The 24597-nt window shown below is 66.9% G+C and carries 25 protein-coding genes; 7 read left to right on the top strand and 18 right to left on the bottom strand.

Annotated elements, in window-relative coordinates:
• Nucleotides 1-2 precede the first annotated feature (2 nt).
• Genes AUL30_RS03000 through AUL30_RS02975 form a run of 6 tightly spaced genes read right to left on the bottom strand, consistent with a single transcriptional unit; the run spans nucleotide 3 to nucleotide 5897 of the window.
• Nucleotides 3-812, bottom strand: coding sequence for a BtpA/SgcQ family protein (locus tag AUL30_RS03000; protein ID WP_062226327.1), 810 nt, complete (start codon nucleotides 810-812; stop codon nucleotides 3-5).
• Between the two features lie 58 nt (nucleotides 813-870).
• Nucleotides 871-1746 carry a carbohydrate ABC transporter permease gene (locus AUL30_RS02995; protein ID WP_062226326.1) on the bottom strand — a complete coding sequence of 292 codons (876 nt, stop codon included), beginning with the start codon at nucleotides 1744-1746 and terminating at the stop codon, nucleotides 871-873.
• 53 nt (nucleotides 1747-1799) lie between these two features.
• Nucleotides 1800-3071: an ABC transporter substrate-binding protein gene (locus AUL30_RS02990; RefSeq protein WP_062226325.1), complete on the bottom strand. Its 1272-nt coding sequence runs from the start codon at nucleotides 3069-3071 to the stop codon at nucleotides 1800-1802.
• Nucleotides 3072-3129: 58 nt separating this feature from the next.
• The gene (locus tag AUL30_RS02985) at nucleotides 3130-3927 is read right to left on the bottom strand and encodes a carbohydrate ABC transporter permease (RefSeq protein ID WP_062226324.1); all 798 of its coding nucleotides are present in this window, start codon (nucleotides 3925-3927) and stop codon (nucleotides 3130-3132) included.
• Nucleotides 3920-5029 (bottom strand): ABC transporter ATP-binding protein, encoded by a 1110-nt coding sequence (locus tag AUL30_RS02980; RefSeq protein ID WP_062226323.1) that lies wholly within the window; start codon nucleotides 5027-5029, stop codon nucleotides 3920-3922. Before AUL30_RS02980 ends, AUL30_RS02985 begins: the two co-directional genes overlap by 8 nt.
• Before the next feature lie 52 nt (nucleotides 5030-5081).
• A complete protein-coding gene (locus AUL30_RS02975; RefSeq protein WP_062226322.1) occupies nucleotides 5082-5897 on the bottom strand; it encodes an SDR family NAD(P)-dependent oxidoreductase in 816 nt (271 codons plus the stop codon).
• Nucleotides 5898-6043: 146 nt separating this feature from the next.
• Between AUL30_RS02975 and AUL30_RS02970 the strand changes: the two genes are divergently transcribed.
• The 4 genes from AUL30_RS02970 (at nucleotide 6044) to AUL30_RS02955 (ending at nucleotide 9675) form a co-directional block, all read left to right on the top strand.
• Complete coding sequence (locus AUL30_RS02970) at nucleotides 6044-6880, top strand: DeoR/GlpR family DNA-binding transcription regulator (protein ID WP_062226321.1); 837 nt, start codon at nucleotides 6044-6046, stop codon at nucleotides 6878-6880.
• Nucleotides 6877-8361, top strand: coding sequence for an FGGY-family carbohydrate kinase (locus AUL30_RS02965; protein WP_062226320.1), 1485 nt, complete (start codon nucleotides 6877-6879; stop codon nucleotides 8359-8361). Before AUL30_RS02970 ends, AUL30_RS02965 begins: the two co-directional genes overlap by 4 nt.
• Complete coding sequence (locus AUL30_RS02960; RefSeq protein ID WP_062226319.1) at nucleotides 8358-9020, top strand: HAD family hydrolase; 663 nt, start codon at nucleotides 8358-8360, stop codon at nucleotides 9018-9020. Before AUL30_RS02965 ends, AUL30_RS02960 begins: the two co-directional genes overlap by 4 nt.
• 61 nt (nucleotides 9021-9081) lie before the next feature.
• Complete coding sequence (locus AUL30_RS02955) at nucleotides 9082-9675, top strand: DUF922 domain-containing Zn-dependent protease (protein WP_062226318.1); 594 nt, start codon at nucleotides 9082-9084, stop codon at nucleotides 9673-9675.
• Here the strand turns inward: AUL30_RS02955 and AUL30_RS02950 are convergent.
• From AUL30_RS02950 to AUL30_RS02930, 5 genes are all read right to left on the bottom strand, one after another.
• Nucleotides 9672-10331 (bottom strand): aspartate/glutamate racemase family protein, encoded by a 660-nt coding sequence (locus AUL30_RS02950; protein WP_062226317.1) that lies wholly within the window; start codon nucleotides 10329-10331, stop codon nucleotides 9672-9674. The genes AUL30_RS02955 and AUL30_RS02950 overlap by 4 nt on opposite strands.
• A 5-nt stretch (nucleotides 10332-10336) precedes the next feature.
• Entirely contained in the window at nucleotides 10337-11221 is an 885-nt protein-coding gene (locus AUL30_RS02945; RefSeq protein ID WP_062226316.1) for an ABC transporter permease, read from the bottom strand.
• A gap of 3 nt (nucleotides 11222-11224) precedes the next feature.
• The gene (locus tag AUL30_RS02940; protein ID WP_062226526.1) at nucleotides 11225-12109 is read right to left on the bottom strand and encodes an ABC transporter permease; all 885 of its coding nucleotides are present in this window, start codon (nucleotides 12107-12109) and stop codon (nucleotides 11225-11227) included.
• Nucleotides 12110-12179: 70 nt separating this feature from the next.
• On the bottom strand, nucleotides 12180-13472 hold the full coding sequence (locus tag AUL30_RS02935; protein ID WP_062226315.1) for an ABC transporter substrate-binding protein: 1293 nt from the start codon (nucleotides 13470-13472) through the stop codon (nucleotides 12180-12182).
• A gap of 27 nt (nucleotides 13473-13499) precedes the next feature.
• The gene (locus tag AUL30_RS02930) at nucleotides 13500-14492 is read right to left on the bottom strand and encodes an ABC transporter ATP-binding protein (RefSeq protein ID WP_062226314.1); all 993 of its coding nucleotides are present in this window, start codon (nucleotides 14490-14492) and stop codon (nucleotides 13500-13502) included.
• Between the two features lie 233 nt (nucleotides 14493-14725).
• Here AUL30_RS02930 and AUL30_RS02925 point away from each other — a divergent pair, with 233 nt between their 5' ends.
• Nucleotides 14726-15427, top strand: coding sequence for a GntR family transcriptional regulator (locus tag AUL30_RS02925; RefSeq protein ID WP_062226313.1), 702 nt, complete (start codon nucleotides 14726-14728; stop codon nucleotides 15425-15427).
• A 70-nt stretch (nucleotides 15428-15497) separates the two neighbouring features.
• Nucleotides 15498-16460, top strand: coding sequence for an aldo/keto reductase (locus tag AUL30_RS02920; protein ID WP_062226312.1), 963 nt, complete (start codon nucleotides 15498-15500; stop codon nucleotides 16458-16460).
• A 38-nt stretch (nucleotides 16461-16498) separates the two neighbouring features.
• On the opposite strand, the gene AUL30_RS02915 is transcribed toward AUL30_RS02920, so the two are convergent.
• From AUL30_RS02915 to AUL30_RS02905, 3 genes are all read right to left on the bottom strand, one after another.
• Complete coding sequence (locus tag AUL30_RS02915; protein ID WP_062226311.1) at nucleotides 16499-16912, bottom strand: DUF3830 family protein; 414 nt, start codon at nucleotides 16910-16912, stop codon at nucleotides 16499-16501.
• 106 nt (nucleotides 16913-17018) lie between these two features.
• The gene (locus AUL30_RS02910; protein WP_062226310.1) at nucleotides 17019-17945 is read right to left on the bottom strand and encodes an alpha/beta hydrolase; all 927 of its coding nucleotides are present in this window, start codon (nucleotides 17943-17945) and stop codon (nucleotides 17019-17021) included.
• 216 nt (nucleotides 17946-18161) lie between these two features.
• A complete protein-coding gene (locus tag AUL30_RS02905) occupies nucleotides 18162-18344 on the bottom strand; it encodes a hypothetical protein (RefSeq protein WP_062226309.1) in 183 nt (60 codons plus the stop codon).
• Nucleotides 18345-18546: 202 nt separating this feature from the next.
• Between AUL30_RS02905 and AUL30_RS02900 the strand changes: the two genes are divergently transcribed.
• Complete coding sequence (locus tag AUL30_RS02900; protein WP_062226308.1) at nucleotides 18547-20502, top strand: capsular polysaccharide biosynthesis protein; 1956 nt, start codon at nucleotides 18547-18549, stop codon at nucleotides 20500-20502.
• On the opposite strand, the gene AUL30_RS02895 is transcribed toward AUL30_RS02900, so the two are convergent.
• From AUL30_RS02895 to AUL30_RS02880, 4 genes are read right to left on the bottom strand one after another with little or no spacing between them, the layout of a single operon-like run.
• Nucleotides 20499-21170 (bottom strand): ABC transporter ATP-binding protein, encoded by a 672-nt coding sequence (locus AUL30_RS02895; protein WP_062226307.1) that lies wholly within the window; start codon nucleotides 21168-21170, stop codon nucleotides 20499-20501. The genes AUL30_RS02900 and AUL30_RS02895 overlap by 4 nt on opposite strands.
• Nucleotides 21167-21976, bottom strand: coding sequence for an ABC transporter permease (locus AUL30_RS02890; RefSeq protein ID WP_062226306.1), 810 nt, complete (start codon nucleotides 21974-21976; stop codon nucleotides 21167-21169). The genes AUL30_RS02895 and AUL30_RS02890 overlap by 4 nt, the downstream gene beginning before the upstream one ends.
• Nucleotides 21976-23235: a hypothetical protein gene (locus tag AUL30_RS02885; RefSeq protein WP_157069830.1), complete on the bottom strand. Its 1260-nt coding sequence runs from the start codon at nucleotides 23233-23235 to the stop codon at nucleotides 21976-21978. The genes AUL30_RS02890 and AUL30_RS02885 overlap by 1 nt, the downstream gene beginning before the upstream one ends.
• Entirely contained in the window at nucleotides 23232-24572 is a 1341-nt protein-coding gene (locus tag AUL30_RS02880; protein ID WP_062226304.1) for a capsular biosynthesis protein, read from the bottom strand. The genes AUL30_RS02885 and AUL30_RS02880 overlap by 4 nt, the downstream gene beginning before the upstream one ends.
• Between the last annotated feature and the right edge of the window lie 25 nt (nucleotides 24573-24597).

Raw genomic sequence — 24597 nt, 5'->3', positions numbered from 1 at the left:
GCTCAGGCGCCGCGCGCGGTGCGGACCGTGTCCATGAAGCGCATGGCGCGCTGCGGATCGACCGGGTTCCAGGTGTTGCCGTCCACCTTCAGGGACGAGCCGACGATGCACCCATCGGCGATCTTCAACACATCGGCGACGGTTTCGTGCCGCACGCCGGTATTGGCGAGCACCGGCACGTCCGGCAGCCGGGCCTTGACCGCTTCCAGATCCGCCATCTGCGCGGCTTCGCCCGTAATCGCGCCGGAGACGAGCACCGCGTCGGGGATCGAGGAGAAGACGGCCGAGCGGGCGCGGTCGACCAGCGGGCGCGCATCCAGGGAATGGGCGAATTCGGCCGAGACATTGTCGAGGAAGACGATATCGCCCCGGTCGAGGCGCCGCGCATAGCGCATGGCCTCGCCGGCATTGGGCGTCCAGGGGCCCATGTCCGACGCGTAGGTGCCGGTCAGGATTTCGCGGATGAAGGACGCGCCGGTCGCGGCCGCCAGGGCGACGGTGGAGCGGGGGTCCCACAACACGTTCACGCCGAAGGGGCGCTCGATCCGATCGCGCAGCCGGCCGATCACGAAGGCCATGGCGGCGGTGGAGGCGACGTCCACCGCCAGCTCGTAGGGGCGGTCGTTCTCGTTGCCGAACATGACGGCGTCGACCCCGGCCTTCTGCAGGGCATCGAGATCCCGCGCGGCGCCGGCCACGATGCCGTCGATGCCGGCATCTGCGTCGTAGAGCGGCGTGCCGGGCAGGGGGTTCAGGTGAACCATCGCAATGACGGGCTTTACGTCGGGGAAGAGTTTGCGGAACTTCTGCATAAGTGTCTCCTGCGGGCGCGATGGCGCCCGTTTGCGGTTTGGTGGGACAAGCGGGGTGTCAGGCTCTGCGTCGTTCGAGCAGGTAGAAGAAGACGACTGTGATCGACAGGACGATGAGAAGGAGGATGAAGGCGGCGGCGTTGCCTTCGTTGACGGCCAGGCCCTGGAAGGCGCGGCGATAGGCGAAGTAGGACAGGAGCTCTGTCGACACGCCGGGCCCGCCCTTGGTCAGCACATAGACGAGGTCATAGGTGCGGAACTCGTTGATGAGCTGGATGATGATGGCGATGGTCGCGACCGGGCGCAGGAGCGGCAGGGTGATGTACCAGAATTGCTGGAACGGGCCCGCGCCATCGACCTCCGCCGCCTCGTAGGGCTCCTTCGGCAGGGCCGCAAGCCCGGCGGACAGGAGCAGCACGACGAAGGATGTCTGCTGCCAGATGTCGATCCAGGCCACGGTGGTGAGCGCCAGGTCCGAGCGGCCGAGCCAGTCAACCGCCGGCAGGCCGATGCCGGTCAGCACCTGGTTGACGATGCCGAGGTTGGGCTGCAGCAGCATGCGCCAGATCAGCGCCACGGCAACCGGTGACATGGCCATGGGCAGGGTCAGGAGCGCGAAGTAGACCCCGCGCATCGCCACGACCTGTCGCAGCATGAGCGCCACCGCAAGGCCGATCGCGAATTCGCCGATCACCGTCATGGCGCTGTAGCGCAGCGTCAGGAGGACGGAGTGCCAGAAGAGCGGCTCGGACATGACGGCGGCAAAACTGTCCAGCCCCACCAGGCGAAGCTGCGGCCGCAGCATCGTCATGGACGAGAGCGAGATCGCCAGCGCGTAGACAAGGGGAATGCCCATGACGATGGCGAGCGTGACCAGGCCGGGGGCTGCAAAACCCCAGCCGGCGCGGGCGGTATCGTAGGCTCTGGCGCGCATCGGGCATCCTCTGGAGGGGGTGGCGCCCGGGCGGAAGGCCCGGGCGCACGGGCTTACTTGGCCAGGAGCTCTTGAAGGCCCGTCGCGGCGGCGGTGATGGCCGTCGGCACGTCCACCTCGTTCGATGCCGCAAGGGACAGCTGTGTGCCGAGGACATCCTCGTATTGCGGCGAGTAGGTGAAGACCGGGAAGGACTTGCCCGATGCGACGATGTCCTTGGCCCGGGCATAGAAGGGGTACTTGGCCAGGACGGCAGGGTCGTCGAACACATCGGCGCGGACCGGCGCATGGCCCTGCAGCGCGCGCTGCACCTCGACGTCGTGCGACTGGACCCAGGTAATGAAGGTCCAGGCGGCTTCCTTCTCCTCGTCCGAGACATTGGCCGGGATGCCCCAGCCCCAACCGCCGCTTTCCCCGTGGCCGCCGGGCATGACCGCCATATCGACCTTGCCGGCCACGGCTGGGCAGGCCGTCGCGTCGTCGAGCTGCGGCAGCATCCACCAGTAGGTCACCATGGAGAAGCTGTCGCCCGCGCACATCAGGCGCAGCGTATCGTCCAGCGTGGCGGACAGGGCGCCCGTCTGCGCGGCGTTGTTGATCGCGTCCTTGTAGAGTTCCAGCGCCTTGCGGCCGGCATCGGAATCCAGCGCCACCGAGCCATCGGCGTTCAGATACTCGCCACCGGAAGCAAAGAGGTAGTTGGAGAACTCCATGGAGTTCGGATCGCCGCGCTGGCCCTGCATGGCCGCGCCGTTGACCTTGCCCTCGGCCTTGATGAACTTGGCGAGCGCCACGTAGTCGTCGAGGGTCTGCGGCATGGCGAGCGGCTTGTTGAACTTCGCCTCATAGGCGCTCTTGAGGGCCGCGTCCTCGAGCATGTCTTTGCGGTAGATCAACCCCATCGAGTAATTGTACATGGGGATGAGGTACAGGGCGTCGTCGGTGCGGCCCAGGAGGTCGAGTGTCGAGGGGATGAAGGCCGACAGGTCGAACTTGCTCTCGTCGACATAGGGGCCGAGTTCCTGCAGCCAGCCTGCCGCCGGGAATTCGCCGGCCCACAGAAAGTCCACCGTCAGAAGGTTGTAGCTGCTCTGGCCGCCGACGAGCTGGGCCACGAGCTTGTCGTGCATATCGCCGTAGCCGACCTTCTCGATCTCCACCTTGATGCCCGTATTGGCTTCGAATTCGGGCAGAAGGGATTCCACGATCCGGGTTTCCGGTACGTCTTCCATGAGGGTGCGCAGCGTGACGCCGTCCGCCAGGGCCGTCGTGGCGGACAGGGTGGCTGCGAGGCCGGCACTGAAGGTGAGAATTCTCCGTTTCATGTCTGTCAGTCCTCTTTGGTGCGGGGGGTGCCGGTCGCCCGGCATCGGGCATGCGGACCTATCGGACGGTGCCGAAGGACAGGCTCTGGACGAGGTGCTTCTGGATGAAGCGCATCGCCAGCATGAGGGGCAGGATGGCCAGCGATACGCCGGCCGACACTTTCGCGATCTCCACGCCGTTGGAGGTCTGCAGCCCGGCGAGCGCCACCGGCACCGTGGCCGTCTGCGAGCCCGAAAGGATCAGCGCGAAGAGGAACTCGTTCCAGGACAGGATGAAGCCGAGGATTCCGGCCGCCAGGATGCCGGGCGCGGCAACCGGCAGGACGACCCGCCAGAAGGCGCCCCACAAGGTGGCGCCGTCCGTCATGGCCGCGCCTTCCAGATCGGCCGGAATGGCTTCGAAGAACCCCATCAGGATCCATGTCAGGAAGGGTAGGTTCACCGCGGCATAGACGAGCGTCAGCCCGGTCAGGGAGTTGGTCAGGCCCATATTGCGGAACAGCATGAAGGTCGGCAGCGCCAGGGCCACCGGCGGCAGCATCTGCGTGGCCAGGGTGACGAATCGGGCGAAGCGCCCGCCGGTCCGGAACCGCGCGAAGGCATAGCCGGTCGTGGCGGCGAGCGGCAGTGCGACGACCACCGACAGGATGGAGACGACGAGCGAGTTCAGGTAATTGCGCCCGAAATTCTTCTCCGTGAAGAGGGCGCGGTAATTGTCGAAGGTGATCTCCGGGAAGATTTCGCGGCTGTAGGATGCATGCTCCGGCACGAGCGAGGTGCGCAGCACCCAGAAGATCGGCAGGACGATCAGCGCACAGCACAGGATCAGGCCGAGATGGGAGACGAGCCTACGCATGGCCGTTTGCCCGCAGCAGCGTTTCGCCGGACGCCGCATCGAACAGATGCATGCGTGACAGATCGGCATGAAGGGTCAGCCGGGTGCCGAGTTCGGGCAGAAGATCGCGGTCGACGCGGGCCTGCAGGACCGTTCCACCGGCATCGATCCCGACGACGTTTTCCGTGCCCAGCGCCTCCCGCGTGACGACCTGCCCCGTGACGGGCACGGCGTTCGGGCGCGGCGTATCGCGGATGTCCTCTGCGCGCAGGCCGATCAGGACGCCCTCGCCAGGCACATGCGCAAACAGCGCCGCCTCACGCGCCGGGAGCATGCCGGCGATCGGGCCGGCCTCGATCCGCGTTCCCTCCGCCGAGCGGGTCAGCCGGCCGGGCACGAGGTTCATGGGCGGCATGGCCAGGAAGCGCGCGACGAAGACGTTGCGCGGGCGGGCATAAACCTCCAGCGGCGCGCCCGTCTGGACGATCTCCCCGTCCTTCATGATGCAGATCCGGTCGCCCATCGTCATGGCTTCCACATGATCATGGGTCACGAAGACGGTCGTGCGGCCGAGCCGGCGATGCAGCTTCACCAGCTCCTGGCGCATCTCCGCCCTCAGCTTGGCATCGAGGTTCGACAGGGGCTCGTCCATCAGGAAGACGTCCGGCTCGCGCACCATGGCGCGTCCGAGCGCGACGCGCTGGCGCTGGCCACCCGACAGGTCCGACGGCCGCCGGTCGAGATAGGGGTTGAGCCCGAGTATGTCCGAGGCCTCGGCAATGCGCCGGTCCTGCTCGGAGGCGGGTGTGCCACGCATCTTCATGCCGAAGCGCATATTGTCGCGCACGGTCATGTGCGGGTAGAGCGCGTAGCTCTGGAATACCACCGCCACGTTGCGCATGCGCGGCGCCAGCGCCGTCACGTCGCGCCCGGCAATGCGGATGGACCCGTCCGTCACGGGTTCAAGCCCGGCAATCATGCGCAGCGTGGTGGATTTGCCGCAACCGGACGGGCCGAGCAGGATCATGAATTCGCCTTCCTCGATCCGGAGGGAGACGTTCCGCACGCCGTAGACGTCGCCGCCGTAATGCCTGGTTATGCCGTTCAGCTCGATCGCGGTCACCGGACCCTCGTCATCGTGGTTTGCATGCGCAGCGAAGTCGACGCCGGGCAGGTCAGGTCGTGTAGACGCCGCCCGTCACGTTGATGGCCTGCCCCGTCATGAAGCGCGCCGCGTCGGATGCCAGGAAGACGACGACGCCTGCCACGTCCTGTGGTGTCTCGATCCGGCCGAGCGGCGTCTGCCGGATGTAGTCCGCCTCGACCTCGTCGGGCGTCATGCCGCGCAACTCCGCCTCCCAGGCGATCTCGCGCGCCTGCATCGAGGTGCGCACAAAGCCGGGGCATACGGCGTTGACCCGGATGCCCTGCGGCGCCAGCTCGCGCGCCAGGGCCTGCGTCCAGCCGACGACCGCAAATTTCGAGGCCGAGTAATGCGCCAGGAGCGGCGCGCCGATCTTGGCCGCGAGCGACGCCGTATTGACGATCACCCCGCTGCCCTGCGCCACGAAGTGCCGGGCGGCGATCTGGTTGGTCAGGAACACGCCCCGCGCGTTCACATCCATGTTGAAGGCCCAGTCTTCATCGGTCAGTTCCAGGGCCGGGCGCATGGTCGAGACACCGGCATTGGCGATGCACAGATGCATGCCGCCCATGGCTTCTACCGCCTGGGCAAAAGCCGCGTCCACGCTTGCGCGCTCCCGCACGTCGACGCTAAGGCCGATATGTCCGTCGCCGAGCTCGGACGCCGCGCGCGCTGCAGCCTCTGCGTTCAGGTCCGCAATCGCGACCCGCATGCCCTGGGCGGCCAGGGCCGTCGCGATCGCCTGGCCGATTCCCGTCGCCCCGCCGGTCACGAAGGCGGCCTTTCCGGACAATCCCGGATGGCTTTGTTCCGCAAGCGCATGAGGGTGGGATGCATGTGCGGTCATGATCGACTCCGTTCGCTTCTGTCCGCAGACTGGCTTCAATCCTGTCGTTTGGCAAGATGCTCGTTCAGTTTTGTTCGATTTTTTGTTCTGTTGTGTTTGTTTGATGTCCGAGCTAATTTGGCCAGGCATGTTCGATAGGAGACATCATGGCAGCCAGCCCGCCCCCGGCCCAGATCCGCATGGAGGCGATCCTCGCCCGGCTGAATGACGGCGGCTCGATCACGGTAAGCGAGATCGCCCGCAGCTTCGGCATTTCCGACATGACGGTGCGGCGGGACCTGGCGGAGCTGGAGCGCAACGGCCTTCTGGAGCGGGTGCATGGCGGCGCCGTCGCGCCGCTGCGCGGGCCGCTCGCAGTGATCGACGATGCCGAGCCGGCCTTCGAGCAGCGCCTGCGCCACAACGCGCCCGCCAAGCGCGCCATTGCCATGGCGGCGGCCGGGCTCCTGACCGGCCGCATGACGCTGGCCATGGATGTCGGGACGACCGTCCTGGAACTGGCCCGGCGCGTCGTCTCCGACAAGCCGCCCAAAGGCCTGCGCCTCTTCACCAACAGCCTGCGCGTCGCACAGCTCTCCGCCCGCGCGGGCGTCACCACCTATCTGCCCGGCGGCCTCGTGCGCGGTGAGGAAATGTCGCTGACCGGGCAGGCCGTGATCGCGGAATATTCGAACCTCTACTTCGACGCCGTGCTGCTCGGCGCGTCCGGCCTGACGGAGGAGGGCATCTTCGACTATGCGCCCGAAGAGGCCGAGATCAAGCGCGTCTTCATCAAGCGGGCGGCCCAGCGCATCCTCCTGATCGACGCATCGAAGTTCCGGCGGCTGTCGACCGTGTGCTTTGCCAGCCTTTCGGACATCGATCTGGTGGTGACCGACGCGCCGCCGCCGGACGATCTCGTCGAAGCGCTCAAACAGGCCGGGACGGGGCTCGTCGTCGCCGATCCCGTTGCCGAACCCGTTCGCGTACAGGACCTCGTATGACGCTCTTTCTCGGCCTCGATATCGGCACGACCTCCACCATCGGCATCCTGATCGAACCGCCGAACCGGGTTCTCGCCATCGCCTCCCGCCCCGTGACGCTGCATTCCGACCACCCTGGCTGGGCGGAGGAGGACCCGGCAGAGTGGTGGGACAATGTCTGCGCCCTCGTTCCGCAACTTCTGGCATCGGCCGGCGCGGCGGCAGCCGAGATCGGCGGCATCGGCGTTGCCGGCATGCTGCCGGCCACCGTTCTCCTGGACGGGCAGGGCCAGGTCCTGCGCCGCTCCATCCAGCAGAGCGATGGGCGCTGCGGGGCCGAGGTGGCCGAGATGCAGGCGAGCATCGATCAGGCCGCCTTTCTGGCGGCGGCCGGAAACGGCGTCAATCAGCAGCTCGTCGGCGCCAAAATCCGCTGGCTCGCCCGTCACGAGCCGCAGATCCTGGCGCAGGCGCATACCGTGCTCGGCTCCTACGATTATGTGAACTACCGGCTCACCGGCCGGCTCGGCATCGAACAGAACTGGGCGCTGGAAGCCGGCGTCGTCAGGGTCGCGACCGGAGAGGTGGATCCACAGCAGGCCGAGCTGTCCGGCCTTCCGGCGCGGTTGCTGCCGCCGCTCGTCGCCTCGTCGCAGGTGATCGGCCACGTGACGCCGGAAGCCTCTGCCCTGACGGGCCTTCATCCCGGCACGCCCGTGGTGGGCGGCGCCGCGGACATGATCGCATCTGCGCTCGGGGCGGGCGTCGTCGCCCCCGGCGACGTGCTCCTGAAATTTGGCGGCGCCGTCGATATTCTGACGGTCAGCGAAACGCCGGTGCCCGATGAGCGCATGTTCCTGGATTATCACCTCGTCCCCGGACTGTGGATGCCCAATGGCTGCATGTCCACCGGCGGGTCGGTGCTGAACTGGGTGGTCGCCACCTTTGCCGGCCATCTGTCGGGGCAGGGCGGCTCGCCCCATGCGATCCTGGACGCCATGGCGGCCGAGCGACCGGCCGGCAGCGATGGGCTGACGGTGCTGCCCTATTTCCTGGGCGAGAAGACTCCCCTGCACGATCCGGCGGCGCGCGGCGTGATCGAGGGGCTGACCCTGTCGCACGATCTCGGCCATATCTGGCGGGCGGTCCTGGAATCCTACGCCTATGCCATTCGCCATCACGTCGAGACGCTGCAGGATATGGGCCATCCGACGAGGCGCTTCCTCGTCTCGGATGGCGGGGCGCGCAGCGGGGTCTGGATGCAGATCGTGTGCGATGTGCTCGGCGCGCCGCTGTCTCGCCTGTCGGGGCACCCGGGCTCCTGCCTCGGCGCGGCCTGGACGGCCGCGGTCGGAACCGGCGCGGCGGAGTGGGACGGCATTTCCGCCTTCACCACGCGGGATGCGGATTTTACGCCCGATACCGCGCTTCGGCCGGTCTATGATGCAGGCTATGCCCGCTTCCGCGCCACCTATGCGGCGCTGCGGAGCCGCTCTGCATGACCGGCTTTGGCTGGAAGGGCGTCGCCTGGGATGTCGACGGAACGCTGATCGACAGCGAGCCGCTGCATCACGCCGCGCTCGTCGATGTCGCCGCGCAGCTCGGCCTGGACCTCACGCAGCTCGATCCGATGCACTTTGTGGGCGTGCACATCAAGGACGTGTTCCTTGCGTTGCGGGACGGCCTGCCGGCGGGGCTCCCTTGCGCGGCCTTCGAGGCGATGGTCGAGGATGCCTATGTGCGCGGGACCGACCGCCTTGCCCCGCTGGACGGGGCGGCGGAGACCATGCTGGCGCTCGCTGCCTGCGGCATCGGCCAGGTTTGCGTGTCCAACTCGTCCCGCCGGATCGTGCAGGCAAACCTCAAGCGCCTGGGCGCGCAGCATGTCGTATCGGGTCTGATCTGCCTTGACGACGTGGCGGCCGGCAAGCCCGATCCCGAACCCTACCTCCGCGGGGCGGCGCTGCTGGACCTTGCGCCGGCGGACGTCCTGGCGGTGGAGGACAGCGTCGCCGGGGCTACCGCCGCGCTGGCTGCCGGAATGCATGTGGCGATGATCGGGGCGCCGTCGCAGGCATGGCCGAAAGATCCGCGCCTGATGCCGATCCGCCGGCTGGCCGAAATACGGCACCTTCAGCCCGTTACGGCCGGCGTGGCCTGAGGAAGCGGCGGCGCGAATTCAAGCAGTTGGCAGGGCGCCTGGCCTGGCTTATCACAAGCCCATGCGATGCACGGCGACCCTCATCCTCCTGATGTTCATGTACTGCGGCCCGGCACTGGCGGCCGGTGGATGGACGGCCCGCGAGGTGGAGGAGCCCTATGCCATCTCCGGCACGACGGGGATCGATCTCTACCGCTCGATCGGCGAGCGCGGGCCCATGGTCGGCACGACACGGGCCATCGCCGTCACGACCTTCAAGCTGACCTGGCGGCGCGACTATCAGCCGAGAGATGGCGGGTGCACGCTGGTTTCGGTCCGCCCCAACCTCACGATCATCTACAAGCTGCCGCGCCCCTCGCAACGCCTGTCACCGCCTTTGGCGCAGGCCTGGGAGACATTCCTCAACGGCATGCGCGTGCATGAGCGCGTGCATGGCGAAACCATCCTGGACATGGTGCACGAGATCGAGGCCGTTTCGGTCGGGCTGCATGTGCCCGGAGACACCGCCTGCCGCCGTATCCGGGAGGAGCTGACGGCCAAGCTCGGCGCCCTGTCGCAGAAGCAGCGCCAGCGGGGGCGGGATTTCGACCTTGTCGAAATGAGCCCGGGCGGCAATGTGCACCGGCTGATCCTGGACCTCGTCAACGTTCCTTAAGCGCCGCGCTCCGCAAATCCGTCCTCTTCCAGCATGTGGACGGCACAGACGACCCCATCCAGCACCGGAAGCTGGAAGCGCCGGGTGAAGGCGTCGGCAAGGTCGGCCATGCCGGCACATCCGAGCACGATCGCGTCCGGTGCATCTTCCCGCAGGGCCGCGGCGATCTCGTCCGCGATCGTGTCGGCCGCGCTGGTCCCGTCCTCCTCCAGGGCAAGGACGGGCACTTCCGACGCACGGACTCTGCGGCAGGCGGCTGACAGGCCGTAGCTTTCCACGTTTTCCGCGATGACGGGCACGGACACGGACAGGGTCGTCACGACGCTGAACGTGCCATGCCGGGCGGCGGCCATGCGCATGGCGGCTTCGCCGATGCCGATGACCGGCCTTTTGGACCGCGCGCGCGCCTCCGCCAGCCCCGTATCGTCGAAACAGGCGATGACGAAGGCGTCGGCTTCGTCCTGGTTGTGGGTGATGATGTCGATGACGCCGGGCGCGGCCCGGTCCCCATCCGCCGGGCCCTGGATGGATGGCGGGCCGGCGTGGTTGGTGGCGGACAGGATCAGCGTGCCGGGCGCGGCCGCGGCGCTGGCTGCCGCGCTGATCTTGTCCGTCATGGAGACGGTCGCGTTGGGATTGATGATCAGGATGCGCATGGCGTTCAGAGCGTTCCCTTTCCGGCGTCGGACGCACCGCGCATGCGCCGCGCGCGCAGCAGGAGCCCGGTGCCGAGCGTGAGGGCGATCACCAGAAAGGAGACCGCCGTGGTCAGCGTTCCCAGCGCGTAGATGGCCGGGTTCGTCACCGTGGTGGTCAGCCCCTGGAGCTCCAGCGGCAGCGTGTTCGGGCCGCCAATCGCCTGGCTCGTCCGGGCGATCTCGTCCCAGGACAGGGTGAAGCCGAACAGGGCCACGCCGATCAGATAGGGCGCGATGATCGGAAGGACGACGTGGCGGAAGGTCTGCCACGGCGTGGCGCCCAGATCGCGCGCGGCTTCCTCGTAAGCCGGATCGAACCTGTTGAAGACGGCGAACATGACGAGCAGCCCGAAGGGCAGCGTCCAGGTGAGATGCGCGCCGAGCGCGGAGGTGAAGAGCCCCATCGCGCTCTGATAGCCGCTACCGCCGAGCCCATAGGCCTTCACGACATCGTCGAAGATCCGGAACTCGAGCGCGATGCCGAGCGAAACGGCGATGGAGGGCAGGATCAGGCTGGCGATGGCCGTGTAGAATAGGAGCGTCGCGCCGCGGAACCGGCGGCGGAAGGCGAGCCCGGCCAGGACGGAAATGACGACCGTCAGGAGCGTGACCACGAGGCCGAGCCGGAAGGACCGGCCGAACGCCGCCCACACATCCACCACGCCGAGCCCCTGCCACAGGACGCCGAACCAGTGGGTGGAGACGCCGTTCATCGGGAAGGTCAGGCCACCCTCCGGCCCCTGGAAGGACAGGACGAGCACGGTGAGCGTCGGCCCATAGAGGAACAGGACGAACAGGGCGAACAGGATGGCAAGGGGCCAGAAGGCGCGCGAGCGACGCTCAGCCATGGGTCAAAGCTCCTTGCGTATATCGACGACGCGCAGCAGCGCGAAGACGATGATCAGGACGGTGGCCAGGAGCACCACGGCGTTGGCGGCGGCGATCGGGAATTGCAGGTAGCTGATCTCCGTCTGGATCGTCTTGCCAACGGAGGCGATCTGCTGGCCGCCCATCAGGCCCACGGTGACGAAATCCCCCATGACGATGGTGATGACGAAGATCGAACCGATGGCGATCCCCGTCTTGGACAGGGGCACGATCACGTTCCACAGGATCTGCCAGCCGCTGGCCCCGGCATCGCGCGCCGCTTCGATCAGGGACGTGTCGATGCGCAGCATCGAATTGTAGATCGGCACCACCATGAAGAAGGTGAAGAGGTGCACGAAGGTCAGCGTGACGGAGAAGCCGGAATAGAGAAGCCAGTCCACGGGCTGGTCCACGACACCGAGGCCCAGCAGCGTCTGGTTGACGAGCCCCTCGCGGCCGAGAAGCGGGATCCAGGAGATCATGCGGATGACGTTCGAGGTCCAGAACGGGATGGTGCAGATCAGGAACAGTACCGACTGCATGACCTTGGAGCGCACCTCGAAGGCCAGGAAGTAGGCCACGGTGAAGCCGATGACGAGGGTGATGAGCCAGACCCGGAACGCGAAGCCGAGCGTCGAGACATAGGTCCGGAAGGTGGTGCACAGGCTCGGCAGCCGGCTGATGCAGCGGTCGAAGACATCGGCGTAATTCTGCAGCGTGAGGACCGGCTGGATCTGGTAGTTATCGTAGGTCCAGAAGCTCACCAGAAGAATGAAGACGAGCGGAACGACGAGGAAAAGCAGAAAGACGAGCGCCAGCGGCGCCGCCTGCCAATAGGGGGTCCAGCCTGTCCGGGCGATCCTGGCCATGCGCGGCTCCATGCGGGGAGGGAATGCAGGTTGCGCGGCACGGGGCTGGCCCCATGCCGCGCATGGGCGATCAGGCGGCGACGAACTCGTTCCACTTGCGGATCATGTAGGCATCTTCGTCCATGACCGCGTTCCAGCAGGCCACGGCGCCCATGCGTTCGTTGAAGGAGCCGCCATCGCGCACAGCGCCAGCAGTGGCGATCACCTGGCCCTGCGGGGACAGGATGTCCTTTTCGGCCGGCTTGCCTTCCATCCAGTAGGCCCATTCATAGGGCTCCATGAATTGCTGGGCGGTGGGCAGGACGGCGGCATAGTAGCCCTGGCGGTTCAGGAAGGCGCCGGCCCAGCCGGACAGGAACCAGTTGACGAACTCGTAGGCGGCGTCGAGCTTCGGGCCTTCCAGCGTGGCGGGCAGGGCGAAGCCGGAGGCCCAGGCGCGGTAGCCTTCCTTCAGCGGCTGGAACACGCAGTCGATGCCCTTGGCGCGGACGGCCGTGACTGCGGGCGACCACATGGACTGGATGACCGTCTCGCCCGACGACATCAGGTTGACGCTCTCGTTGAAATCGGTCCAGAGGGCGCGGAACTGGCCGTTCTGCTTGGCCTCGATCAGCGTGTCGATGGTCAGGTCGATTTCGTCCCGGGTCATGTTGCCCTTGTCGGGATAGGTGTATTTCCCGCTCGCCTCAATCGCCATCGCCGCGTCCATGATGCCGATGGACGGGATGTTGAGGATCGAGGCGCGGCCCTTGAACTCGGGGTTCAGAAGCTCGGCCCAGCTTTCGATCGGCCGCTTGATGAGGTCCGGCCGGATGCCCAGCGTATCGGCATTGTAGGTCGTGGGGATCAGGGAGATCCACTCCGTCGGCGTGGCCGAGAATTCCTTGGACTTGTTGCCGGACAGGTAGAGGACCTTCCAGGGCGCGGTGCCCTGGCCGCCGATCGTGCGGCCATCGACCTCTCCCTTGGTGAAGACCGTGGTGATGTTGTCGAATTCCTTGATGCGCTTGGCATCCATGCCCATCAGGTTGCCGGTCGGCACGAACTTCTTGAGCGCGAAATACTCGGTATCGACGATGTCGAAGGTGTTGGGCTGGGTGATGATGCGCTTGGTGACTTCGTCCGTCGTCACCGGCACGTATTCGATGGTGATGCCGAGATCTTCCTTCACCTTGTCGGCGATCTCGCGCGACTGGTTCACCGCCGTGCCGAGGTAGCGCAGCGTCTTGGCTTCCTGGGCGCGCGCGCCGGACACATAGGGGAAGCCGGTCACCGATGTCACGGCGGCGCCCGCTGCCAGGAGCGTTCCGCTCTTCAGGAAGGTCCGACGGTCCAGGCCGGGCGTCTTCGTCTTGTCGCTCATGAAAAGTCTCCTCTGTCGGTTGTCGTTTCAGGCCGCCTGAAGGGTGAATTCGTCGCCGCGCGACCAGTGGATGGCGCGGGTCTGTCCGAGTTCGGCCGGCTCGGCATAGAATTGCTCTTCCGGAATGACGGCGGTGATCTCTCCCGCCTCTCCGGCATGGATGACGAGCGTCACATGCGCGCCGGCATATTCCACGCCGCGCACCTCCCCCGTCATGGCGCGCATATCGGCCGCGCCGGGGCCCATGCGTATGCGATCGGCCCGCACCGAGACGGTCCGACCGTCCAGGGTCAGCACGTTGTGCCCGCCCATGAAGCGGGCGACGAAGCCCGTGGCCGGGCGGTGGAAGACGTCCTGCGGGGTTCCGGCCTGTTCGATCCGGCCGTCCTTCATGATCACCACCAGATCGGCCAGGGCCATGGCCTCGTCCTGGCCGTGGGTGACATGCAGGAAGGATATTCCAAGCTCGCGCTGGAGGCGCTTGAGCTCGGTGCGAACGCGCAGGCGCAGGAAGGGATCGAGCGCTGATAGCGGCTCGTCCAGAAGCAGGATGCCCGGATCGGTGACGAGCGCGCGGGCCAGCGCCACGCGCTGCTGCTGCCCGCCGGACAGTTGCGCCGGCATCCGGCTTTCGAAGGGGATCAGATCGACCAGTTCCATGACGGCGCGCGCCTTGCGCACGCGCTCGGTCCGGCCGACGCCCTTCATCTTCAGCGAGAAGGCGACGTTGTCCAGCACGGTCAAATGCGGGAACAGCGCGTAGGACTGGAACATCATGGCCGTGCCGCGCTGCGCCGGGGCGCGGTCGGTGACATTGTCGGCGCCCAGGATGATATCGCCCGCCGAGACGCTTTCATGGCCGGCGATCATGCGCATGGTCGAGGACTTCCCGCATCCCGACGGGCCGAGGAAGCAGCAATAGGTGCCGGCCGGCACGCGCAGGTCGATCGCGTCCACGGCGGTGGTCGCCCCGTAGCGCTTGGTCAGTTTGACGAGTTCGAGGTTGCCTTCAGTCTTCATGCCGTATTCCCCTTCGCCTTCGAAAGGACTTGCAGGAAGCGTGCCAGATGAGGAGGCCGGCCGGGCAGGCGGCCTGTCTGGCCCGCCCGGCACTTGATCCGCCTCATCGGCAGGCGTTCTGACTAAATTGTACACAATGATTGTGTGCGATTGCCGCTTGGCCGACTGTCGGCCCCATGGCATGTTCAGGGCAACTCGAGGTGCCTTTCGGCGCCATGCGGAAGGGCAGGCGGGTGAACACGCAAACGGATGGGGATGCCAAGCCTGCCTCCTGGCAGACGATCCACGACGGCCTGCTCGGCGCGATCCTGCGCCACCGGCTCGCGCCGGGCGCCAAGCTCGTGGAAGAGGATATCGCCGAACTCTACGGCGTCAGCCGCACGGTCGTGCGGGCGGCGCTCCAGGCGTTGGCGCGGGACGGGCTCGTCGCCCTGCAGCGCAACAAGGGTGCGAGCGTTGCACACCCGACGCCGGAGGAGGCGCGGCAGATCTTCGAGGCGCGCGCACTGATCGAGCCGCACCTCGTGGCCATGGCCGTGCGGCGGGCGCAACCGTCCGATCTTGCCGCGCTCGAAGCTTCCGTTCACGCCGAACATGCATCCGCACACCGGCACAACCCGCGTGAGGCCGTCTATCACTCCGCCGACTTTCATCGGCGCATCGCGTCCATGGCCGATCATGCCGTGCTGGCCGGCATTCTGGGGGAGCTTCTGTCGCGCTCGTCGCTCGTCATCTCCCTCTATTGGCAACAGCCGACGACCCTGTGTGACAACCAGGCCCATCTTGCCCTGCTGGATGCTTTCCGCGCACGGGATTGCGAGGGCGCCGTGCGCCTGATGCGCGCGCATATCGATGCGCTTCTGGCCGATCTGGATTTTGCCCCGCGCCCGCGGCCCCTGTCCGGCCTGGCGCAGGCGCTTTCCATCGATCCCTGATCCGGAGCCCCTACCCATGGCGTGATCGGAACCTTAAGTTTGCTTCATGCCAACGAGGGGGAGACCATACATGGAAAAGCGCAAACTCGGGGCATCCGGCCTGTCCATCGCGCCGCTGGTGCTGGGCGGAAACGTCTTCGGCTGGACCGTGGACGAGGCGGAAAGCTTCCGGATCCTCGATGCCTTCGTCGATCATGGGCTCGACGCCATCGACACGGCCGACGTCTATTCCGCCTGGGTGGATGGCAATGCGGGCGGGGAATCGGAAACCATCATCGGCCGATGGCTGGCCGCGCGGCCCGGCCTGCGCGAGCGCGTGACGCTTTTCACCAAGGTCGGTTCGGAGCTGGGCGAAGGGCGCAAGGGCTTGTCGGCCCGCTGGATCGGGCAGGCGGTCGAAGACTCGCTCGCACGGCTGCGGACGGACCGGATCGATCTCTATTTTTCGCACTGGCCGGACCCGCAGACGCCGCATGAGGAAACGCTGCGCGCCTATCAGCGCCTCATGGAAAGCGGCAAGATCCGGGCCATCGGCGCGTCCAACTATGATGCGGGGCTGTTGCAGGACGCACTCGACACGGCGCGCAGCGAAGGTCTGCCGCGCTACAGCGTGCTGCAGCCGGAATACAACCTCTATGACCGCGACGCCTTCGAGGGGCCCTTGAGCGCGCTCTGCCAGGAGCAGGACATCGGCGTCGTGACCTATTACAGCCTGGCCTCCGGCTTTCTGTCGGGCAAGTACCGGGATGCATCGCAGCTGGAGGGGCGCGCTCGCGGCGGCAGCGTCGGCAAGTACCTGAACCCGCGCGGCATGGCGATCCTGGATGCGCTGGACGAGGTTGCGGAGGCCAGGGCCGCCGCCCCGGCCGAGATCGCACTGGCCTGGCTGATCCATCGCCCCGGCGTCACGGCGCCGATTGCGAGCGCAACCTCCGTCCGGCAGGTCGAAAGCCTGGCGCGGGCAGTCTCCCTCTCCCTGTCGCAGGACGAGATGGACCGCCTGACCAAGGCGGGCGGGCAGGCGCGCACGTAACGCTTAAAAAAAACCTGCCGGCCCGGGCTTTTCGTTGATTATGCGGCCCGCAGGACGATGGTCTTGGCGCCGGTCTGCAGCGTCTCGCGGCCGAGCTCCGCGAGTTTGTCGAGATTGCCGGTGATGGTCAGGAAGTGATTGCCGGCGAGCGGCCCTGCCTTGGAGGCGAAGGCGGTGGGGCCGTAGGCCACGAGGATCTCGGTTTCCGAGACGCCGCCCGGATACAGGATCATCTGGCCGGGATGGGGATGGCTCGTGGCGTTCTCGTAGCCGAGGCCGAAATCGGTGTCCCCGAGTGGGATCCAGCAGGCTTCGCCCGACCAGCGGACATGGATGATCCGCTCCTTATAGGGCAAAACGCGCCGGACCGCCGCGACTGTCTTGGGCGCGGCCGCCTCTTCGAAACGCGCGGGAAAGACGTGTCCGTCGATCTCAACCACCAATTCGCTCATTCCCAGACTCCTCTTCACTCCTAGGCGGCGCCGGAACGGCCGGCCCGTCGGCCCTTCATACGGTGTGCAGCGCCCCGCGTCATGCGGTTCCGCCAACACCCCGGTGTCAGCTCCGCTGTTTCAGAAAGTCGAAGACGGCGCGGCGGATGGCAGGGTCCCCCAGCGGAACGGCAGTGACGAAGGAGGCGATGGGGCCGATATGGTCTACCTTGTCGAAAAGCTCGACCTCGACGCTGCCGCCGGCCGCCTCGATGGCGCGCCCCATGGACTGCGTGTTGGTAATCGCGACCGTCTCGTCTGCGCGGCCGTGAATCAGCAGAGCCGGCGGCCCGCCATTGCGTGCGAAGCGGACCGGCTGGCTCGCCGCACGCGTGGCGGGCGGGAAGATGCGCTGGTAGCGCGGATCGGTCAGCGGCAGGAAGTCGTAGGGCCCGGCCAGGCCGACAAAGGCGGACAGGCGCCGGGGCGTCGAACCCGCCTCCAGCAGATAGTGCGGATCGAAGGCCAGGAGCGCGGCGATCTGCGCGCCGGCGGAATGCCCCATCAGCGCCAGCGGACGCCGCCCGCCCGGAACGCCATCGACGCCGCGCAGGAGCGCCGTGTCGATGGCCGCGAGGGCGCGGGCGCCATCCTTGACGAAGGCGGGAAAGGTGACTTCGGGATACAGCCGATAATTCGGCACGGCGAGGATGAAGCCTTCTTTCGTGAAGGCCTGGCCGAGGAAGCGGTAAATATCCTTCGAGCCCGAATCCCACGAACCGCCATGGATAAAGACGACAAGCGGCGTCTGGCCGGTCGCGCCATCGGGAATGTAGAGATCGTAGCGCTGGCGCGGGTCCGGCCCATAGGCAAGATCCTGGCTCAGCGTATAGCCGGAACGCGGAGTGATAAGGTCGACCGCCTGGCTGGCGCAGCCGGCCAGGAAGAGCCCCATTGCGGAAACGAGGCCCGCCAGGGTCAGTGCTCGTCGAAGGGGGCTTGCGCAGCGCGTGGCCCGCGCGTGGAACGCATGTCGCAACCGCCTATTGGCCATTCCGGCATATCCTCATCTTTAGCGTTGCAGCGGCGCCGCGCGTCGAAGGGAGTGCCACCGGGCCGGCATCATCGCAACGCGCGAGGCGGCCCGGCGATGCACCGGCTTGCCGAAGATTGCGTGGCTAGAGATAGGTCTGGACGATCAGGCAGACGGCCATCAGGCCGACCACACAGACGGAGCGTGTCCAATCGCCCGTCCATTCGCGAAGGCGGGTCAGGAAGCGCCCGCGGATGCCAGGGCCTTGTCGCGTGCAAGGCGCAGTTCCTTCAGCGCCGCGCTCTTGGCGCGCGTCTCGGCCACACCCGTCGATACGGTGACGGAACTGGCGCCGCCGGAACTGACGACGGGGAGGAAAAGCCGCTCGGCACGCTGCCGGTGGATGTCGGATTGTGTCATGGAAATATCCGTGCCGGGTGTGTGATCTGGTCGCGCAAGGATGCGCGGAAAACCCGGATGCGGCGAATGTACCGCTCCACCCTATATAAGGTGTTGCGGCGCGATAACAATGTGCTGCCCCTTCCGGAGATGTCTGCGATACCATCTTCCGCGCCCAAGCGGGCTCGCCTATAGGTTGCGCATGCATCCAATACGACCTTCCTTGCTCGCGCCGCGCGGCATCCGACGCCAGGCGCTGCTGCGCCGCATCCTGGAAAGGGCGGACTGGCGCGTCACCGGCATGGGGCGCGCCGATGCGGTGGTCGGCTGGGGCCGCAAACGCTCCGGGGCGTGGGCTGCCCGCACGGCGCAGGCACGCGGCATCCCCCATCTGTCGATGGAAGATGGCTTCCTGCGCTCGGTCGGCGTGGGGGTCGACGGGGCGCCGCCGCTCAGCATCATCCTGGACCGGCGGGGCATCTATTACGATGCGGGCACGCCCTCGGACCTGGAGGATCTGATCCTTCACGATGCGCGGCTGGCCGATCCCGCCCTTCTGGCGCGTGCCGCCGATGGCCTGGCCATGATGCGCGCGCGGCGCCTGTCGAAATACAATGTGCCGTCCGTGCAAGGCGCCAAGGCAGCGCTGCCGCCCTCGCAGCCCTTCGTCGTGATCGTCGAGCAGACGGCGGGGGATCTGTCGCTCCTCCATGGATCGGCGGGCGACGTGACGCTGGCCCACATGATCGCCGCCGCCCGGGACCTCTATCCGGGGCGGCTGATCGTGGTGCGACGGCATCCGGATGTGTCGGTGGGCAAGCGTGCCGGCATGCTGGACGCCACCGCTATCGCCGATCTGCGCGTGGTGGAGGCCGATGGCGATGCCTGGGACTGGTTCGAGGCCGCCGACGCCGTGGTGACGGCAAGCTCGCTGGCCGGCTTCGAGGCGCTGATGGCCGGCAGGCCGGTGCATGTCTTCGGCATGCCCTTCTATGCCGGCTGGGGCCTGACGCAGGACCGCCTGTCCTGCCCCCGCCGGGGCGTTGCCCGTAGCCTGGAGCAGGTTTTTGCAGCCGCCTATCTTCTGTACCCGACCTATTACGACCCCTTTGCTGACCGGTTGACGACCTTCGAGCGCGTGGCCGAAATCCTCGATTTCCAGAAGGAGCAGGCGGAGCGCCACGGGCAGCGCAGCTATTGCGTCGGCATGAGCCTGTGGAAACAGCGCACCGTGGCGGAGTTCCTGCGTTGCGGCGCGCAGCTCCCCATCTTTGCCCGCAAGCCGGAGGATGCCGTGTGGCAGGCCAAGGCGAGCGGGGGCCGCGTCGTGGTTTGGGCGTCGCGTGAGCGGGAGGCCCTGGTGCAGAAATGCGCGGCGGCCGGCGTGCCGCTCCTGCGCATGGAGGACGGTTTCCTGCGCTCGCGCGGGCTGGGCTCGGACCTTGTCCAACCCTCGTCGCTGGTGCTGGATGGGGAGGGGATCTATTACGATCCGAGCCGCCCGAGTGCCCTGGAGCGGATGATCCGCGACGTGCCGCTGACCGGGCGGGAACAGGAACAGGCCGCGCTCCTGCGCAGCCGGATCGTGGCCGAAGGGCTCAGCAAGTACAATGTCGGTGCGCAGGTGCCGCTTCCGGCCCATCCCGGCGGCCGGCGCGCCATCCTCGTGCCCGGTCAGGTGTCGAACGATGCGTCGGTGCGCCTCGGCGCCGGCCCGGTGGCGGACAATTGGGCGCTCCTGTCGGCCGTGCGGGCGGAAAACCCGGACGCCTTCATCGTCTACAAGACCCATCCGGATGTGGAGGCCGGCAACCGGCCCGGCTACATCGCGCCGCACAGGCTGTTGCAACTGGCCGATTGCCTGGCCGACGGCATGGACAGCGATTGCGTGCTGGCGCAGGTGGACGAGGTCTGGACGATGACCTCGCTGATGGGCTTCGAAGGGCTTATCCGCGGCAAGCGGGTCGTCTGCTACGGCTTGCCCTTCTATGCCGGCTGGGGCCTGACACAGGACCGCATGGCAACGCCCCGCCGCCAGGTGGCGCGCTCGCTCGACGTGATCCTCTATTGCGCGCTGGTGCGCTATGCCGCCTATACGGTGGTCACCCCGTCCGGGCTGCGCATGCGCAGCAATGTGGCCGAGCTTCTGGACCGGCTGGAGGGCGGGGCCGCTGCCTAGGCCTTGCGGGGTTTGATGTTCTGCGCCGTATGCGCCTTGATAGCGGAATCCAGGTCGTCATACATGACCAGGCGTCCATCCTGCAGGACGCCGGCAATATCGCAGAAATCCTTGAGCAGGCTCACACTGTGCGAGACGAGCAGCACCGTGGCGCGCTGCCGCCGTTCCGCAAAGACGGCCTTGCACTTTTTCTGGAACGACGCATCGCCGACGGCGATGACCTCGTCCACCAGGTAATAGTTGAAATCGAGCGCCATGCAGGCGCCGAAGGCGACGCGCGCCCGCATGCCCGACGAGTAGGTCTTGTAGGGCATGTCCATGAAGGTGCCGATTTCGGCGAAATCCTCCACGAACTCCATGACCGAACGGAACTCAGCGCCGTAGATATCGCAGATGAAGCGGACATTCTGGCGGCCCGTTAGCGAGCCGTGGAACCCCCCGGAAAAGCCGAGCGGCCAGGAAATCCGTCCCTCGCGCCGGATGCGGCCCTGATCGGGCAGCTCGGCGCCCGAGATGAGCCGCATCAGCGTGGACTTGCCGGCCCCGTTGCGCCCGAGAATGCCGATATTGCGCCCCTGCGGGAAGACCATGGACAGGTCCTCCAGGATGACCGTCCGGGCGCCACCCTTCTGTGGATAGGTCTTGCGGACGTTTTCGAAGGTGATCATGGCTGCAGAAGCCGGTTGCGGTACAGCCGCTCCGCTGCGAGGGCGATGGCGAAGGTCGCGGTTGCGAACTCGATCGGGTAGGGGCGGTCGAGGAGCGTCTGGTAATCGATATAGATGGCGATGCGGAACCACTCGATACAGTGGAGGATGGGGTTCCAGCTCAATATGGCCTGGGCGCTCGGCGGCAGCAGCGCCGGCACGTAGAAGATGCCTGACATAATGAGCAGCGGAAAGGACAGGATGCCCCAGATGCGCTGCCAGGTCGGAGAAAGAACGGTGAAGACCGCGTTGAAGCAGCCGACGGCGGCGCCGAGATAGAGCGTGACGATGATTGCGGCGGTGAACTCCGCCGGCCGCACGATCACGCGCGCCGGCTCCACCGCCGTCAGGAAGCCGTAGAAGATCACGAGGACGACGATCATCGTGAGGGATTCGAGCACGATACGGGCGAAGATCCCGTCGAGCGGCCGCACCATCGGATAGGCCAGGAGCGAGCGGTTGGAGGAAATGGCCGGCGTCGTCCGCCCCGCAATGGCGCGCCACACCCGGAAGCTGACGAGCCCCGTCACCAGGAACAGGAGCATGCTGGTGCCGAAGGGGATGGAGGCGTGGATCGCGTTGCGGATCATCACGAAGAGCGCGACGAAGGCGATGGGCTCGATCAGCGCCCAGAGATAGCCGAGCCGGTTGCGGCCGAAGCGGGTCACCGTCTCGCGCCGCATCAGGGCGCCGATGACACGGCACTTGGTGCCGAGCCCCTGGCGGAAGCGCCGGGCCGCATCCGCCGCGCTCAAGCCCGCGGCCATCAGATCACGTGGTCCCGGACGGAGCGCAGGAGGAAGGCGACGATGCCCCAGACGCAGAGGCACCAGAAAGCGGCGACGAGCGGGAACAGGATGCGGTGCGGATAGGTGGCGCTTTCCGGCACGCGGGGCGAGGCGTAGGTCGCAAAGTAGCGCTGCTGCTTGCGCGCGTCGGTCAGGGCCGTTTCGAGCGCGGCCAGCGCACCCGTATAGGCCGTGGTCGCAAATTCCTGCTCGAGGTTCAGGCCGACGAACTCGTCCAGGAGCACCGAAAGATTGCGCCCGTCCGCAGTGGTGGCGCCGCCCGCGCCCCCGGTTTCGCCACCACTGCCGAGGCGCGAGCGCTGTTCGGCGATCTGCTTGGTCAGGGCTTCGATGCTGCGCTCGATCACGCGGGCGGTGGGGCTGTCGGTGTTGATGGTGCCGGTCAGCGCCCGCTGGCGGGTGCGCAGATCGGCGAGCTGCTGTTCGAGCTCGCTGACGATGCCGATTTCCACCGCTGCCGACTGGGTGGGGTCGAAGGACTGCTCGCGGTTGCGGAAATCCTGCAGCTGGGACCGTGCCTGTCGCAGCCGCTCTTCCGTGCGGGCCACTTCCGACTGGGCCGTTTCGATGAGCTGGCGCCGGGACTGCGAAGACAGGTTGTTGACAAGCTGCTCGGAGACGAGAAGCACCGATTGGGCGATCGCGTTCGCATCCTGCGGATTGAAGGCATAGACGGCGAAGGTCGTGTTGCCGGTCGTGGAATTGTAGCCGACATCGACCCGCCACCGCCAGTATTTGACGAACTCTTCCAGGGGGGCGTCCGGATCTATCCGCTGCATCACGTCGATCTCGCTGCGCGAGAAGTATTGGCGCAGGTCGATATCGAGCTGGTCGCGCAGATCGATGATGAGCTGCGGCGAGCGGATATAGTCGGCCACGATGTAGGAGTCACCCGCCTGGGTGCTGGCGCCGGGCAGGGCCGCAAGGCCGAGCGTCGAGAGCGGCGAGGTGACGAGGCCGCGCACGGCGAACTGCGTTTCGACACGGTACTGATCGCTCGCGACGAACCAGTAATAGGTGGTGACGAGCGTGACGGGTATGACGAAGAGAAGCCCGAACAGGACAACGCCCATATGCCGCGCCAGCCACCGCACGGCGCTGGCTGCGCGGGCCCGTGGCCCCCTATGTCGTGGCGGTGCCACGCGCCTGTCCGCGGGGGTGGCGTCGATCGTGCTGTGGCTCTGGATGGGCATATGGTCTGCGGGCATCTGTGTCATGCAGCGGTCAGGGCCCGGCCGTCGCTTGTCTGCGCCTGCGCGACGGGGATCGTCTCGGCCAGAAGGGTCACGATGCTTTCGCAGGCCGTGGCCTGCCCGGCGGGGACGTAGAAATCCCCCGGCAGGAGGCAGTGCTGCTTGATCCAGGCGATATAGCCGTTGGCAAGGCGTGCGGCGCGGGCGGGCGGCTGCTGCCAGAAGGCGTGCATATCCTCCGGCTGGGTGTAGCAGGCGGCAAGGTCGCGGTGCCGGTAGAGCGCATGGCCCAGCACGAGGAGCGGGCGGTTGTGCGCCAGCGCGGAAAAGCCTGACGTGCTGTTGATGGTGATCATGCCCGCGCAATGGCGCACCAGAAGCCCGAGCGAACCGCTGTCGAGCACATGGACGCGATCGGCAATGGACAGTTCCGCCGCAAGCCGCAGGATGGCACGCCGCTGGTTGCTGTGACCGCGCTCCAGCGGGTGGATCTTGAAGACGATCTGCTGGTCGGCGCGCGCATGCTGCGCGTAGGAGCGCAGCGCCGTGTCGATCAGCGATTGGCTGTTCCAGCCGGCTGCGGCCGCGCCAAGCTGGCTATCGTCCCGCACCTGGAGCGGCACGATGAAGAACCGGCCGTCATGATGCTCCAGAAGCTTTTCCACCGAGCGGAAGTTGCGTCCCTGGCCCGTCTTGTAACGCCAGAAATTGCGCGCCCAATAGAAGCATTCGGCCATGAGCGGCCGGCTCTTGTGGAAGCAGCCCTTAACATGGCGCGATGCGCCGAGGCGCCGGCGCACGAAGTAGCGCGCGGCCGAAAGGCACATGGCCGGAAAGGAGTTGTAGCCCTTTTGCGGCCCCAGCGCGCGCAGCGCAGCGTCGAGTTCCGCGGCGCTCGGCAGATGGCCGGCAACCGGTGACTGCCAGTTGTTGCCGCCGAACTCGGCCGTGATGTAGCCGCTGCGGATATAGCCTTCCTCAAGGCACAGGACGGGAACGCCCCAACCCTTGGCCAGGCGCCGCGCAGCCGCATGGAGCGGCCGCTCCGCGCCGAACAGGATGATGGCGGCATAGTTCTGTGTGAGGAGAAGATGCCGCAGCCACTGGTCGAATGCCGCCAGGCTCCCGCGATAGGCGACGGTGCGGCGCGAGCCGGCATCGGCCTGGTCACCCTGGTTGAAGACGGCGCGCGTCACTGACCAGCCGGCAAGCTCGAGCTCGCCTTCGAGCCGGCTGAAAAAGCCGCCGACGGGCCCCTGAAGCAGGAGGATGCGGTTTTTGCCATGCAGGGCGGGCGCTTGTTCGGCCGAAACCGTCGTCGGCATCGGCATCGCGCCGACACGAACACGCTCCACAAGCATGGCGACCCCTTTGGCTGGATGAACG

The organism is Aureimonas frigidaquae, from assembly GCF_001463905.1.
In the GTDB taxonomy this organism is placed as follows: Bacteria; Pseudomonadota; Alphaproteobacteria; order Rhizobiales; family Rhizobiaceae; genus Aureimonas; species Aureimonas frigidaquae.
The sequence above is the reverse complement of the archived record's forward strand: the minus strand, read 5'-3'. Positions and strand labels throughout refer to the sequence as shown.